Annotated in this window: 10 protein-coding genes; 2 read left to right on the top strand and 8 right to left on the bottom strand. The window is 61.1% G+C overall.

Going from position 1 to position 14,237, the window contains the following annotated elements:
* Window positions 1–32: 32 nt before the first annotated feature.
* The 8 genes from PSH57_RS26750 to PSH57_RS26715 form a co-directional block, all read right to left on the bottom strand.
* Complete coding sequence (locus PSH57_RS26750; RefSeq protein WP_305386451.1) at window positions 33–1,370, bottom strand: TldD/PmbA family protein; 1,338 nt, start codon at window positions 1,368–1,370, stop codon at window positions 33–35.
* Window positions 1,370–2,812 (bottom strand): TldD/PmbA family protein, encoded by a 1,443-nt coding sequence (locus PSH57_RS26745; protein ID WP_305386449.1) that lies wholly within the window; start codon window positions 2,810–2,812, stop codon window positions 1,370–1,372. The genes PSH57_RS26750 and PSH57_RS26745 overlap by 1 nt, the downstream gene beginning before the upstream one ends.
* A 502-nt stretch (window positions 2,813–3,314) precedes the next feature.
* Window positions 3,315–5,018 carry a choline dehydrogenase gene (gene betA, locus PSH57_RS26740; RefSeq protein ID WP_305386446.1) on the bottom strand — a complete coding sequence of 568 codons (1,704 nt, stop codon included), beginning with the start codon at window positions 5,016–5,018 and terminating at the stop codon, window positions 3,315–3,317.
* A 218-nt stretch (window positions 5,019–5,236) separates the two neighbouring features.
* Complete coding sequence (gene betB / locus PSH57_RS26735; protein WP_305386443.1) at window positions 5,237–6,709, bottom strand: betaine-aldehyde dehydrogenase; 1,473 nt, start codon at window positions 6,707–6,709, stop codon at window positions 5,237–5,239.
* Between the two features lie 81 nt (window positions 6,710–6,790).
* Window positions 6,791–7,411: a transcriptional regulator BetI gene (betI, locus tag PSH57_RS26730; protein WP_305386441.1), complete on the bottom strand. Its 621-nt coding sequence runs from the start codon at window positions 7,409–7,411 to the stop codon at window positions 6,791–6,793.
* Window positions 7,412–7,846: 435 nt separating this feature from the next.
* Entirely contained in the window at window positions 7,847–9,025 is a 1,179-nt protein-coding gene (gene choV / locus PSH57_RS26725; protein WP_256230981.1) for a choline ABC transporter ATP-binding protein, read from the bottom strand.
* Window positions 9,022–9,867, bottom strand: a complete 846-nt coding sequence (gene choW / locus PSH57_RS26720) for a choline ABC transporter permease subunit (protein ID WP_256230982.1) — start codon at window positions 9,865–9,867, stop codon at window positions 9,022–9,024. Before choW ends, choV begins: the two co-directional genes overlap by 4 nt.
* A 66-nt stretch (window positions 9,868–9,933) precedes the next feature.
* Window positions 9,934–10,881, bottom strand: coding sequence for a choline ABC transporter substrate-binding protein (locus PSH57_RS26715; protein WP_305386439.1), 948 nt, complete (start codon window positions 10,879–10,881; stop codon window positions 9,934–9,936).
* A 426-nt stretch (window positions 10,882–11,307) separates the two neighbouring features.
* Here PSH57_RS26715 and PSH57_RS26710 point away from each other — a divergent pair, with 426 nt between their 5' ends.
* Together PSH57_RS26710 and gbdR are read left to right on the top strand one after the other, a co-directional pair.
* Window positions 11,308–12,684 carry an L-serine ammonia-lyase gene (locus PSH57_RS26710; protein ID WP_305386436.1) on the top strand — a complete coding sequence of 459 codons (1,377 nt, stop codon included), beginning with the start codon at window positions 11,308–11,310 and terminating at the stop codon, window positions 12,682–12,684.
* Between the two features lie 445 nt (window positions 12,685–13,129).
* Window positions 13,130–14,233: a choline metabolism transcriptional regulator GbdR gene (gene gbdR, locus PSH57_RS26705; RefSeq protein ID WP_256230985.1), complete on the top strand. Its 1,104-nt coding sequence runs from the start codon at window positions 13,130–13,132 to the stop codon at window positions 14,231–14,233.
* Window positions 14,234–14,237 lie beyond the last annotated feature (4 nt).

The raw sequence follows: 14,237 nt of genomic DNA, 5'->3' as shown, positions 1-14,237 counted from the left end.
ATCCCCTCGCCACAGGTCCTGTGTTTGGTTGGCTACAACGTCAAGGTCAAACGCTTGACCAGCGCCCCCGGCAACCGCATCGAAGCCGTGGCCCGCTGGCTGTAGGTGCTGGCCGACAGCAGAAGTTCCCGCTCCCGGCTCAGGCCTTCGAGTTGTGAGCCGAGCAGGCTGTAGACACTGTCGTCGAAACGCATGGTGCTGACCGGCGCGACAATCTGGCCGTTCTCGACCCAGAACGTGGCGAAGCGGGTCATGCCGGTCAGGCGCGCGGCCGGTTGGTCCGAGTAGTTCAGGTACCAGAGGTTGCTGATGTACAGCCCGGTGCCGAGGTGTTCGAGGATGTCTTGCGGCTTCAGCTGACCTTCGTTCATCACCAGCGCCGTGGGGTATTCGTAGCTGCTGGCGCCGTTGGCGTTCAGCCCGTGTTCGGCGGCGCTACGAGAATTGATCAACTGTGCACCGGCCATGCCTTTGACGATCAGCCCCAAGTCATCGCGCGGATAACCTTCGTCGGAAAACGCCGGGCTCAAAGAGCCGCTGACCTGCTCACTCAGCCACACGTCGGGGCTCAGGCGTGCCTCGTTCGCGTAGAACTTCTGCAACGGACTTTGCTTGCTGGCAATCGCCCGGGCCGAGAACCCGCCCCAACTGAGCATGCCCATGATTTCTTCCATCGCCGCCGGTGCCAGGTAGGCGCGGTATTCACCAGGCGGCAGTGTGCGCAAGGGGCGACCCAAAAATGCCAACTGCTCGCGGGCCTGTTCAAAGCGCCTGGCAAAGCCTTCGCGGCTCCACTCGTGCCCGGCGTAGCTGGCTTTTACCGCCTGGCCGTTTTCATGGAACAGGCTGAAATCGAAGTTGAAGCTGTTGGCCTGGTGCCAGCCGAACGCGCCCGAAGAGCTGGCGAAACCCCGGCTGATGGGGCCGGCGGCATAGAAGCCGACCAAGTCCAGACCGTCGGCGGCGCGGGTGATTTCGGCCACGGCACGGTCGGTGTCCGGCAATGGATGGTCCTGCACGTTGTGGCTCTGCCAGTGGTTGTGGTTGAGCAGCAGGTACGGATCGGCTGGCAGCAGCGGCAGGGTTTCGCGCAGCTGTTGCAGGCCTTCGGCCAGGCGTTGCAGGTCGGTTGCGACTTCGCCGGACAAGGTGATCTGCAAGTCGGCATGGCGCCCGTCGTTGATCAGCTTGAAGCCGACGCTGGCCTGCTGTACCTGCCCGGCCTGGCGGACCTTGCCATGGTTGAAACGCACAAAAGCAGAGGATTCAGCGGCGTAGCCGAGGGTGAACTGCTCGGGCTCGCGCAGTGCATTGCGCAGCCAGTCGACCAACGCCTTGAAGGCCTCGGCCTGATTGTTGCCGGTGCTCATCAGGCATCTCCCCCAAACACATCAATATTGCTGAACACGCACGCCGGCGAGGCATGGCCGACGCGGATGACCTGGTTCGGTTCGCCCTTGCCACAGTTTGGCGTGCCCAGGACCTGGGCGGTACTGGCGTCGCCCACCGCCTGCAGGCTTTTCCAGAATTGCGCGGAAATGCCCCGGTAGTTGGGGTTTTTCACCACGCCCTTGAGCTCGCCGTTTTCGATCAGTTGACCCCACTCGCAACCGAACTGGAATTTGTTGCGGGCATCGTCGATGGACCAGGAACGGTTGGTGCGCATCAGCACGCCGTGTTCGATGCCCCGGATCAGTTGCTGCAAAGATTGGTCGCCGGGCTCGATGTTCAGGTTCGCCATGCGGTCGATGGGCGGGCGATTCCAGCCACAGGCGCGGCTGTTGGCGACGCCGGTCAGGCCCGCGCGAAATTGCGACAGTGCACCACCCAGCGGGCGTAGCAACAGCCCTTCACGAATCAGAAATTCTTTGCTGGCGGCGGTGCCGTCGTCGTCATGGCTGTAGCTGGCCAGCTCTTCGGGAATGTTCGGGTCGAAGGTCACATTCAATAGCTTGGAGCCGTATTGCAAGTGGCCGAAGTCGCCGGTAGTGACGAAACTGGTGCCGGCGTAATTGCGCTCGTCCCCCAGGATGCGGTCCAGTTCCAGCGGGTGACCGATGGACTCGTGGATCTGCAGCATCATCTGGTCCGGCATCAACAGCAGGTCACGGGGGCCTTGCGGGGTGTTTGGCGCCAGCAGCAATTGCAGGGCCTGGTCAGCGATCTTCGGTGCGGCACCGATCAGGCCGCAGCGGCGGATGACATCAAAGCCCCCTTGCTGGCCGAAGTTCTCACGACCCAGGGTGCGAGTCTGGCTGTCGTTGCCGTCGAAGGCGGTGACATCCAGGGCCGGATAAACAAAGCGTTGGGCCTGGCGCAGTTCGGCGCCGGCGCTGTTGAGGTAGATCTGCTCGACCTGGGTCAGGCCGATGCTGACCTGCCAGTTCACCAGGCGCTCATCCTTGGGCACCGCGGCGGATTCGTCACCCAATAACTGATAGCAATCGTTGAGGGACGGGAAAGCCTGTTCGAAGTGAGGCGAGAAGTAATCGGCGCGGTCGCTGGATACCGCTTGCTCGCGCAAGTCGAGCAGGGCGTGTGGCTTGAGCCGGCGCGCTTGTTGCTCGGCTCGCTCCAGCGCCGCTTGCAGACCGGCCTGGGACAGGTCGTTGGTGGCCGCATAGGCCTCGACACCGTCGACCCGCACGGTCAGCATCGCCCCTTCGTCACGGCCCAGGCTGGGCGGCTCGGCAATGTTCTTGCGCACCGACAGATGCTGGCCGGACTCGCGCACGTAACGCAGGGAAAAGAACTCAGCGCCCGTGCGCAAGGCAGCGAAACGCTGCTTGAGCTGGGGGTGGACATCGAACATGGAACCTCCTTGTCTGGAGTGGCGGTGCAGCGAGGTGTGGAGCATTGACGCGGCGGCTCTAGAGTAGGCCTGAGCGGGAGAGGGATCAAGGCAGGAGGACATACTGGGTTGTGTGAGCGGACGCTATCGCGAGCAGGCTCGCTCCCACAGGGGATCATTGGTGGACACAAAATCCGTGTCCGCCGCAGGCCCCTTGTGGGAGCGAGCCTGCTCGCGATAGCGGTGCGACAGTCAGCGAAGATGTAGGTTGTGATGGCCTCTTCGCGAGCAAGCCCGCTCCCACAGTTGGATCTTCTCGAACACAAAATCCGTGTCCGCCGTAGATTCCTTGTGGGAGCGGGCTTGCTCGCGATAGCGGTGCGACAGTCAGCGAAGATGTAGGTTGTGATGGCCTCTTCGCGAGCAAGCCCGCTCCCACAGTTGGATCTTCTCGAACACAAAATCCGTGTCCGCCGCAGATTCCTTGTGGGAGCGAGCCTGCTCGCGATGGCGGTGTGGCGCCTTACTGCGCCAGAGGCCCGACTTCACGCATTGGCTTACCCCGCACTGGCGCGTCGCCGGCCACGTAGTACGGCGCGGTGCTGCGTGGCAGTGGCTGGCGACCACGGATCTTGTCGGCGATTTTCTCGGCGATCATGATCGTTGGCGCATTCAGGTTGCCGGTGGTGATGATCGGCATGATCGAGGCATCGACCACACGCAGCCCTTGCATGCCATGCACACGGCCTTCGCCGTCCACCACCGCCATGTCGTCAACGCCCATCTTGCACGAGCAGGACGGATGGAAAGCGGTTTCCGCGTGCTCGCGGATGAACTGGTCCAATTGCTCGTCAGTCTGCACGTCGATGCCCGGACTGATTTCGCGACCACGAAACGGGTCGAGCGCCGGCTGCTGCATGATCTCGCGGGTCAGGCGGATGCCATCGCGAAACTCCTGCCAGTCCTGCTCGGTCGCCATGTAGTTGAACAAGATGCTCGGGTGTTGGCGCGGGTCCTTGGACTTGGCCTGGATCCGGCCCCGGCTTGGCGAGCGCATGGAGCCCATGTGTGCCTGGAAACCGTGTTCCTTCACGCCGTTGCTGCCGTTGTAGTTAATCGCCACCGGCAGGAAGTGATACTGGATGTTCGGCCAATCGAAGTCCGGGCGGGTGCGGATGAAACCGCCGGCTTCGAACTGGTTGCTGGCGCCGATGCCGGTGCCGTTGAACAGCCATTCGGCGCCAATGGCTGGCTGGTTGTACCAGAGCAGCGACGGGTACAGCGAGACCGGCTGGGTGCAGGCGTATTGCAGGTACAGCTCCAAGTGATCCTGCAGGTTTTCACCGACGCCTGGCAGGTCATGGACCACCGGGATATCGAGGCTTTCCAGCAGTTTGGCCGGGCCGACGCCGGAGCGTTGCAGGATCTGCGGCGAGGCGATGGCGCCGGAGCACAGCAGCACTTCCTTGCGTGCCCGGGCCTCGACACGCTCCTCGGCGGCGCCCACCAGATAACGCACACCGACCGCGCGTTTGCCTTCGAACACGATCTTGTCGGTCAGGGCATGGGTGACGATGGTCAGCGTGGAGCGCTTCTTGGCCACGTCCAGGTAACCGCGAGCGGTGCTGGCGCGACGGCCGTTGGGCGTGACGGTACGGTCCATCGGGCCGAAACCTTCTTGCTGATAGCCGTTAAGGTCGTCAGTACGCGGGTAACCGGCCTGCACGCCAGCTTCGACCATGGCGTGGAACAGCGGGTTGTTGCCGGCCTTGGGCGTGGTCACGCTGACCGGACCGTCGCCGCCGTGGTAATCGTTCGGGCCGATGTCGCGGGTTTCGGCTTTGCGAAAATACGGCAGGCAGTCCAGATAGGCCCAGTCTTCCAGGCCCGGCAGCTTGGCCCAATTGTCGTAGTCCAGAGCGTTGCCGCGGATGTAGCACATACCGTTGATCAGCGAAGACCCTCCCAGGCCCTTGCCGCGACCGCACTCCATGCGGCGGCCGTTCATGTGCGGCTCCGGGTCGGTCTCGTAGGCCCAGTTGTAGCGACGACCCTGCAGCGGGAACGCCAGGGCGGCGGGCATTTGCGTGCGGAAATCCAGGCGATAGTCCGGGCCGCCGGCTTCGAGCAGCAGGACGGTGACGCCTTCGTCTTCGGTCAGGCGGGTGGCCAGGGTGTTACCGGCCGAACCGGCACCGATGATGATGTAATCGAATTCTTGGGACATGAAATGCACCCTCTTCTGGAATTGGGTTCAGGTCGCGATTGCCTTGACGCCGCGCAACCTGTGGCGAGGGGATTTATCCCCGTTCGACTGCGCAGCAGTCGTAAATCAGCGACTGGGTTTGTCTGAAGAATGGGGGGCCTGGGGGAGGGGCTGCTACGCAGCCCCACGGGGATAAATCCCCTCGCCACAACAGCGTTCACTCAAGGCCTCGTGTCAGATCAGAACACCGACGTGTAATCGCCCAGTTCGACCTGTACCGATTTGATGCGGGTGAAGTTGTTCAGTGAGCTGATGCCGTTCTCCCGGCCTACACCCGATTGCTTGTAGCCACCGACCGGCATTTCAGCCGCCGACTCACCCCAGGCGTTGATCCAGCAGATACCGGCTTCGAGTTGATGAATCACGCGGTGGGCGCGGTTCAGGTCACGGGTGACGACGCCGGCGGCCAGGCCGAAGTCAGTGTCATTGGCGCGGCGGATCACTTCTTCTTCGGTTTCATAGGTGAGGATGCTCATCACCGGACCAAAGATTTCTTCGCGCACGATGGTCATCTCGTCGGTGCAATCGGTGAATACGGTCGGCGCAACAAACGCTCCCTTGGCCAGTTCGCCGTCGGTCAAACGACCGCCGCCGCACAGCAGGCGCGCGCCTTCGGCTTTGCCTTTCTCGATGTAACCCAACACGCTTTCCATGTGGGCAAAGCTGACCAGCGGACCGAAGTTGGTGTTTTCATCTTCCGGGTTGCCGATGCGAATGCGCGCCACGCGCTCGGCGATCTTGGCTTCAAAAGCTGCCTTGAGGTGGCTCGGCACGAACACGCGGGTACCGTTGGTGCAGACCTGGCCGGAGCTGTAGAAGTTGGCCATCATCGCGGTGTCGGCGGCGCGATCCAGATCGGCGTCGTCGAAGATGATCAACGGCGACTTGCCGCCCAGTTCCATGGTCACGTCCTTGAGCGACGAACTCGAGGCGCTGGCCATGACTTTCTTGCCGGTGTCGGTGCCGCCGGTGAAAGAGATTTTCTCGATGCGTGGGTGCTCGGTCAGCCAGGTGCCGACTTCACGGCCGCTGCCAGTCAGCACGTTGAATACGCCCGCAGGAACACCGGCCTGGGTGTAGATCTCGGCCAGTTTCAGGGTCGTCAGCGAGGTGACTTCGCTCGGCTTGAAGATCATCGCGTTACCGGCCGCCAGGGCCGGGGCGGATTTCCACAACGCGATCTGGATCGGGTAGTTCCACGCGCCGATGCCGGCCACCACGCCCAGGGGTTCGCGACGGGTGTAGACGAACGAAGTGGTGCGCAGTGGCACCTGTTCGCCTTCGATGGCTGGCACCAGGCCGGCGTAGTATTCCAGCACGTCGGCGCCGGTGACGATGTCGACGTAGCGGGTTTCGGAGTAGGCCTTGCCAGTGTCGAGAGTTTCCAGGGCGGCCAGTTCATCGTTGCGCTCGCGCAGGATGTCCACGGCGCGGCGCAGGATGCGCGAGCGCTGCATGGCAGTCATTGCGGCCCAGACTTTCTGGCCCTTTTCGGCGCTGACCACGGCGCGCTCGACGTCTTCTTTCGTGGCCCGCTGCACCTGGGCGAGAACTTCACCGTTGGCCGGGTTGATGGCTTCGAAAGTGGCGTCGCCGCTGGCATCGCTGTACGCGCCATCGATGTAGAGTTTTTGCAGTTCGAAACGGGCCATAAAGTCCTCGCAAGTGCATGAGTGGTTGGCTGGCCGCCGAGGCGTGTCGTTCTATAGCTGACTACGCGGGTCGGCGGCGGTTCAGGAATCGAGCGGTTCTGTGTGCTCTGAAATCCCTGCTTTAGCCAGTTGCAAATCCATGTATTCGTAAGCGATCCGGTGTGCCTGGGCGGTATCGAACGCGTCTCCCGACAGCGCCCCGCGCAGCCACAAACCGTCAATCAACGCGGCCAGGCCCCGTGCCGCGCTGCGTGCCTCATCAAGGGGCAATACGCGGCGGAACTGGCAACACAGGTTGGAATACAGACGGTGATCGTTGATCCGCTGCAACCTGTGCAAAGACGGGTGGTGCATGCTGGTGGCCCAGAAGGCCAACCAGGTTTTCATTGCCGGGCCATTGACCTGGCTGGCGTCGAAGTTGCCTTCGATGATCACCTGCAAGTGAGCCCGTGGGCTTGGGTCCTCCAGCGCCTGGCGGCGTGCGGTGACGTTCTCGCTCAGGACACTCATCAGGTACTGGGCCGTGGCCGCGATCAGGCCATTCTTGTCCTTGAAATAGTGGCTGATGATGCCGTTGGAGACACCGGCCAAACGGGCGATCAGCGCAATGCTGGCGTCCCCCATCCCGACCTGATCGACCGCTTGCATAGTGGCTTCGATCAATTGCTGACGGCGGATGGGTTGCATACCGACCTTGGGCATCTGGTACATCTCCTTAGGCCATCCGATGGACGAGTGCGGTCTATCGGAATGGAGGCCAGTCTATTTTGTTTTGATTGAACGTTCAATCAACAAAAAATAAGTTCTATGACAAGTCGTCGCTATGTGCAGGGGCGAGGACTTTTGGGGATGTCTTTATAACACTCGTCGGTTGGCATGTAGGCCAAATGCGCTTGATAGCTGGAATACTGTTGTGGCGAGGGGATTTATCCCCGTTGGGCTGCGCAGCAGCCCCAGAGCTAGGCGTCTCGGTGTGTCAGGCGGAATGAGTTCGCAGCTTTTGGGGCTGCTGCGCAGCCCAGCGGGGATAAATCCCCTCGCCACAGTTATCTGCATTCCAGGTCAAGCTTGTTAGCAGTTAGCACCACCCAAACAAAAACGCCGCGTTCATCTCGCGGCGTTTTTGCTGGCGTTGGCTTAACCCAGGTTCTTGCCCAACAGTGCGTGGTACAGCTCACTGTCGCCAAGAATCCCGACAACCTGTTGGTTATCGTGAAGCACCAGTTTGTTACCGGTCTGGTAGCGAATCTGCAGCGCATCACGCATGCCGATGTTGGAGTCCACCAGGGTCGGACGTCGGCCCAGGCCTTCGACGGCTTGGCCCGGAGCCCAGTTTTGCAGGTCCAGCGCCGCGCCGTTCTGCCGGGCGCCCTTGATGGTGTTGCCTTCGGCCAGATCGAGCCAGGAGTCGCCCCCCGGATCCAGGCACACCGAACCGTTGATGCGCTTGCAGTTGTCCAGGGTGCGCATCAGGCTGCGGCCGCAGAGCACGTTGAGCGGGTTGGTGTGAGCGACGAAGGTGCGCACATAGTCGTCCGCCGGGTTCAGCACGATTTCTTCCGGCTTGCTGTACTGGATGATCCGGCCGTCTTTCATGATCGCGATCCGGCTGCCCAGCTTCAGGGCTTCGTCCAGGTCATGGCTGACGAACACGATGGTCTTGCTCAGTTTGCGTTGCAACTCCAGCAATTCGTCTTGCAGGCCCTGGCGGATCAGTGGATCGAGGGCCGAGAAGGGTTCGTCCATCAGCAGGATATCGGCATCCATCGCCAGAGCACGGGCCAGGCCGACCCGTTGCTGCATGCCGCCGGACAACTCGTCAGGCTTCTTGTTGCGCCACTGGGTCAGGCCCACCAGCTCGAGTTTTTCATCCACCAGCTTTTTGCGTTCCTTTTCCGGCCGGCCCTGCATTTCCAGGCCGAAGCTGATGTTCTCGCGCACCGTCAGCCAAGGCATCAGGGCGAACTTCTGGAACACCATGGCGATGCGTTTGGTGCGCATCATCTTCAGTTCGGCCGGGGTGCAGGAGGCGATGTCGATCTGTCGGCCTTCGTGCTCGACGAACAGCTTGCCGCGACTGACGGTGTTCAAGCCGTTGATGCAACGCAGCAGGCTGGACTTTCCGGAGCCGGAAAGCCCCATCAGTACGCAGATTTCGCCTTTTTCAACGTCCAGGCTGGCTTTTTCCACACCGACGATTTGCCCGGTTTTCTTCAGGATTTCGTTGCGGGTCATGCCTTGGTCGAGCAGCTTGAGGGCTTCACGTGGATCCTTGGAGAAGATCACGTCGACCTCTTCGAAGCGGATTATGCTCATGCGTCACCCCCTACTTTGGCGTCGGGTTGCTTGCAGATTCGGTCGAGCATGATGGCCAGCAATACGATCGCCAGGCCTGCTTCAAAGCCCAGGGCGATATCAGCGGTGTTCAGTGCGTTGACCACGGGTTTGCCCAGGCCGTCGGCTCCCACCAGTGCGGCGATGACCACCATCGACAACGACAGCATGATGCATTGGGTGATACCGGCCGCGATGCTGGGCATCGCATGGGGCAGTTCGATACGTGACAGGAGCTGGCGACGGGAGCAGCCGAAGGCTTTGCCGGCGTCCATCAGTTCGTCCGGAACGTCGCGGATGCCCAGGTAGGTCAGGCGGATGGGCGCGGCAATCGCGAACACCACCGTGGAGATCAGGCCTGGGACCACGCCCAGACCGAAAAGGGTCAGGGTAGGAATGAGGTAAACGAAGGTCGGTACGGTCTGCATCAGATCGAGCACCGGACGCATCAGGGTGTAGAACAACGGCTTGTGCGCGGCAACAATGCCCAGCGGCACGCCGATCAAGACACAGACCAGGGTCGCGAACAGCACCTGGGCCAGGGTTTCCATGGTTTCCTGCCAGTAACCCAGGTTCAGGATAAGCAGAAAGGCGGCGATAACGAAGACGGTCAGGCCCCATTTGCGCTGGATAAAATGCGCCAGCAGGGCGATGAGTCCTATCAGGACGAACGGGTTGAACCAGGTCAGCGCAAACGTCACGCCGTGAATCATCGTTTCCAGTGACATGGCGATGGCATCGAATGTGTTGGCGCCGTGTTGCGTCAACCAGTCGACGAAGTCCGCGATGTACTGGCCTAAGGGTATTTTCTGATCAATCAGCATGGTAGTGAACATCCGCATGCAAGGAATAAACAGCCCGGGCGAGCGAACTCGCCCGGCATAAAAGCATTACTGCGCAAGTGTGGCTTTCACGGCTTCCAGGCCAGGTTTACCGTCAATGGTGGTCACGCCAGCGAGCCAGGTATCGAGTACCTGTGGGTTTTTCTTCAGCCAGGCCTTGGCGGCCGCGTCAGGCTTCATCTTGTCGTCGAGCACGTTGCCCATCAGCGTGCTTTCCATGTCCAGGGTGAACACCAGGTTTTTCAACAGCTGACCAACGTTGCCGCATTCCTGGGCGTAGCCCTTGCGAGTATTGGTGTAGATGGTCGCCTGGCCGAAATTCGGACCGAAGTACTCGTCGCCACCGGTGAGGTACTTCATTTTGAAACGGGTGTTCATCGGATGCGGTTCCCAGCCCAGGAACACCACAGCGGTGCTGCGGCGCTCGGCGCGATCAACCTGCGACAGCATGCCGGCTTCGCTGGACTCGACGATTTTGAAGCCGGCGTCCTTGAGACCGAAGGCATTCTTGTCGATCATGCTCTGGATCAGGCGGTTGCCGTCGTTGCCCGGTTCGATGCCGTAGATCTTGCCGTCCAGTTCCTTCTTGAACTTGGCGATGTCGGCGAAATCCTTCAGCCCCTTGTTATAGAGCTCTTCGGGCACCGCCAGGGTGTATTTGGCGTTCTCCAGGTTGGCGCGCACGGTGTCCACGGTGCCGGCTTCGCGGTAGGCCTTGATATCGTTTTCCATCGTCGGCATCCAGTTGCCGAGGAACACATCCATGTTCTTGCCGTCGGCCAGGGACTTGTAGGTCACCGGTACGGAAATCATGGTGGTCTTGGTTTTGTAGCCCAGGGCCTCGAGTACCACGCTGGTGGTGGCGGTGGTCACGGTGATGTCGGTCCAGCCGACATCGGAGAAGTTGACGGTGCTGCACTGCGCGGGTTCTGCAGCGTTGGCCAGCATCGGAAGACTCAGCATGGCGGCCAACAACAACGGCGTGGAACCTTTCATGGGTGGACTCCTGGTGTTTTATCGGCGGTGTCCGTTCAAGGACATCCGCGCTTTTTTTGGATGTTGCGGTTGGGGGCGCGTGAGCACTCTCTGACACGCGGCCTTGCAAACGAGCCGTAACCGATCATGTACCAGTGCAAATCTGTCGCCTACAGGGTGCGTCGTATCCAGTACAGGGAGGGTCGCATCTAGTGTCAGTGACGTCGTTTACAGATTTTTTTCGCCCCCGGCTGGCCTCTGATACGCAAAAAACGTCGTAAAACCGGGGCAAAGGGCGGGCGACGTCGCTGGGCATGATTGCGTCGGTGTCAGACGTCGAACGCCAAGGCAAAAGCCCGATGATGCGGGCATCCCGGCGTTGAGCGTAGCAGCTCCGCCACCGGGCGCTCCTGCGCCTGGATGTGCCTGTTCTGGAGGTTTTCGGCAATGGCAATCAGCGTGTTCGATCTGTTCAAAATTGGTATCGGTCCGTCCAGTTCCCACACCGTGGGGCCGATGCGCGCTGCGGCGTTGTTTGTTGAGGCGCTGCGGGCGAAGTCGCTGCTGCATGATGTGCGCCGGGTCGAGGTTCAGCTGTTCGGCTCGTTGTCGGCAACGGGCATCGGCCACGGCAGTGACAACGCGGTGATCATGGGTTTGATGGGCGAGTGGCCGGACGCGATCGACCCGTCACAGATAGGCCCGCGCATCGAGTTGTTGCGCGAAACCCAGACCCTGCTGCTGGACGGCCGTCTGCCGGTGCCTTTTGTCTGGTCCCGGGATATGCGCCTGCTCGAGGAAAACCTGCCGTTCCATCCCAACGCGATGACGCTGGTGGCCGAGAGTGAGCATGGCGAGTTGCACCGTGACACCTATTATTCAGTCGGCGGTGGCTTCGTCGTCGATCAGGCTCAGGCGTCCAGCGGCGTGGTGGATCTGGATGTCACTGAATTGCCTTACGATTTTTCCAGTGCCGAAGAACTGCTCCAGTTGTGCAGCACCCATAACCTTCGGGTGGCCGATCTCATGATGGCCAACGAAAAGGTCTGGCGCTCGGAGGAGGAGATCCGCAGCGGCCTGATGAAACTCTGGCGGGCGATGCAGGACTGCGTCGAGCAGGGGCTCAAGCATGAGGGCATCCTGCCCGGCGGTTTGAATGTGCGCCGGCGAGCGGCCAAGTTGCACCGTAGCCTGCAAGAATTGAACAAGCCCAATGTCATCGGCTCGACCCTCAGCGCCATGGAATGGGTCAACCTGTTCGCCCTGGCGGTCAATGAAGAAAATGCTGCCGGTGGGCGCATGGTCACGGCCCCGACCAATGGTGCGGCGGGGATCATTCCGGCAGTGCTGCATTACTTCATGAAATTCAGCGAAGCGGTCACCGATGCCAACGTCGTGGATTACTTCCTTGGTGCGGCGGCGGTGGGGATCCTGTGTAAAAAGAATGCCTCTATCTCCGGTGCCGAAGTCGGTTGCCAAGGGGAGGTGGGCTCGGCGTGCGCCATGGCGGCGGCCGGCCTGGCGGAGATTCTCGGCGCGACGCCTGCGCAACTGTGCAACGCGGCGGAAATCGGCCTGGAACACAACCTTGGCCTGACGTGCGATCCGGTGGGCGGCCTGGTGCAGGTGCCGTGTATCGAGCGCAACGCGATAGCCGCGGTGAAAGCCATCAACGCCGCGCAGATGGCGCTGCGCGGAGACGGTCAGCACTTCATCTCCCTGGACCGGGTGATCCGCACCATGCGCGATACCGGCGCCGACATGCATGACAAATATAAAGAGACATCGCGCGGTGGCCTGGCGGTCAGTGCGGTGGAGTGCTGATCTCCTCCAGAGGAGATCGCATATCGCTCACAAAAAGCACACCGATCGACACACGCGCCACCTTTTAGCGCGTCGCAAACAGACATGACGCCGTTTGTCGGACTCACCGCTGTGCATCCCTCGACCGTTCGTCATTCGCACCTGTGGTGATACCCGTTGCGCAAGTGGCGCAGCCCAGTTCCCACAAGTGCTACCGTTCTGCTCACGGCCTGATGTGACGGTTGCCTGCCGCCACTGATGGCACCCATAACCCACACTTAACACGTGCCTTATTTAGACTGGCCGCGATGTCGTTTTCAGGATTTATTGAACGCGCATTCAATTTAGGCATGGCAATTGCTCTATCGATGTAAAGCCCGTCTCCTGTGTAGAGACTGAGGGCATCAACCAATAAAAAGAGCCTCCGCCTGAGGCCATCACCCGCTTTGTGTGAGGAGATACCGCGATGACGACGTCCAACTCAGGGGCTCAATCCCAGAACCGTGCGCCTCAATCCATCGGCTTTTTGCTGCTGGATAATTTCACGCTCATTTCCCTGGCGTCCGCGGTGGAGCCGCTGCGCATGGCCAACCAGCTGTCCGGTCGTGAGCTGTACCGCTGGACCACTCTCACCGTTGATGGCGGCCAGGTCTGGGCCAGTGATGGCTTGCAAATCACGCCGGACGCCTCCATGCACAAAGCCCCGCCCATTGACACCGTCATTGTGTGTGGCGGCGTCGGCATTCAGCGCACCGTCACCCGTGAACACGTGTCGTGGCTGCAAAGCCAGGCCCGTCAGTCCCGGCGCCTCGGCGCGGTCTGCACCGGCAGTTGGGCCTTGGCCTGTGCGGGCCTGCTGGATGGCTTCGATTGCAGTGTGCACTGGGAATGTCTGGCGGCGATGCAGGAAGCCTTTCCGCGGGTATCGATGAGCACCCGCCTGTTCACCCTCGACCGCAACCGCTTCACCAGTTCCGGCGGCACGGCGCCATTGGACATGATGCTGCACTTGATCAGCCGCGATCACGGCCGCGAGTTGTCGGCAGCGATCTCCGAAATGTTTGTTTATGAGCGCATTCGCAACGAGCAGGATCACCAGCGCGTGCCACTCAAGCACATGCTTGGCACCAATCAGCCGAAGTTGCAGGAAATTGTCGCGCTGATGGAAGCCAATCTCGAAGAGCCGATCGATCTGGATGAATTGGCGGTGTACGTCGCCGTCTCCCGGCGTCAGCTAGAGCGCTTGTTCCAGAAATACCTGCACTGCTCGCCGTCGCGCTATTACCTCAAGCTGCGGCTGATCCGGGCGCGGCAACTGCTCAAGCAGACGCCGATGTCGATCATCGAGGTGGCGTCGGTGTGCGGCTTCGTCTCCACGCCGCACTTCTCCAAGTGCTACCGCGAATACTTCGGCATTCCACCGCGCGACGAGCGCGTCGGCTCCAATACCGCGCAACAGGTGGCGATGATGCCGCTGCCACAGGCTCTGGTGCTGTCGCCACTGTCCGGCCCGCTGTCGGCGTTGAGCCAGGCGCGTAATGAGTCGACGTTTGCCAGTGTGAGGCTCTAGACCG

The sequence above is a fragment of the Pseudomonas hefeiensis genome (assembly GCF_030687835.1).
Classification (GTDB): domain Bacteria; phylum Pseudomonadota; class Gammaproteobacteria; order Pseudomonadales; family Pseudomonadaceae; genus Aquipseudomonas; species Aquipseudomonas hefeiensis.
The sequence above is the reverse complement of the archived record's forward strand: the minus strand, read 5'-3'. Positions and strand labels throughout refer to the sequence as shown.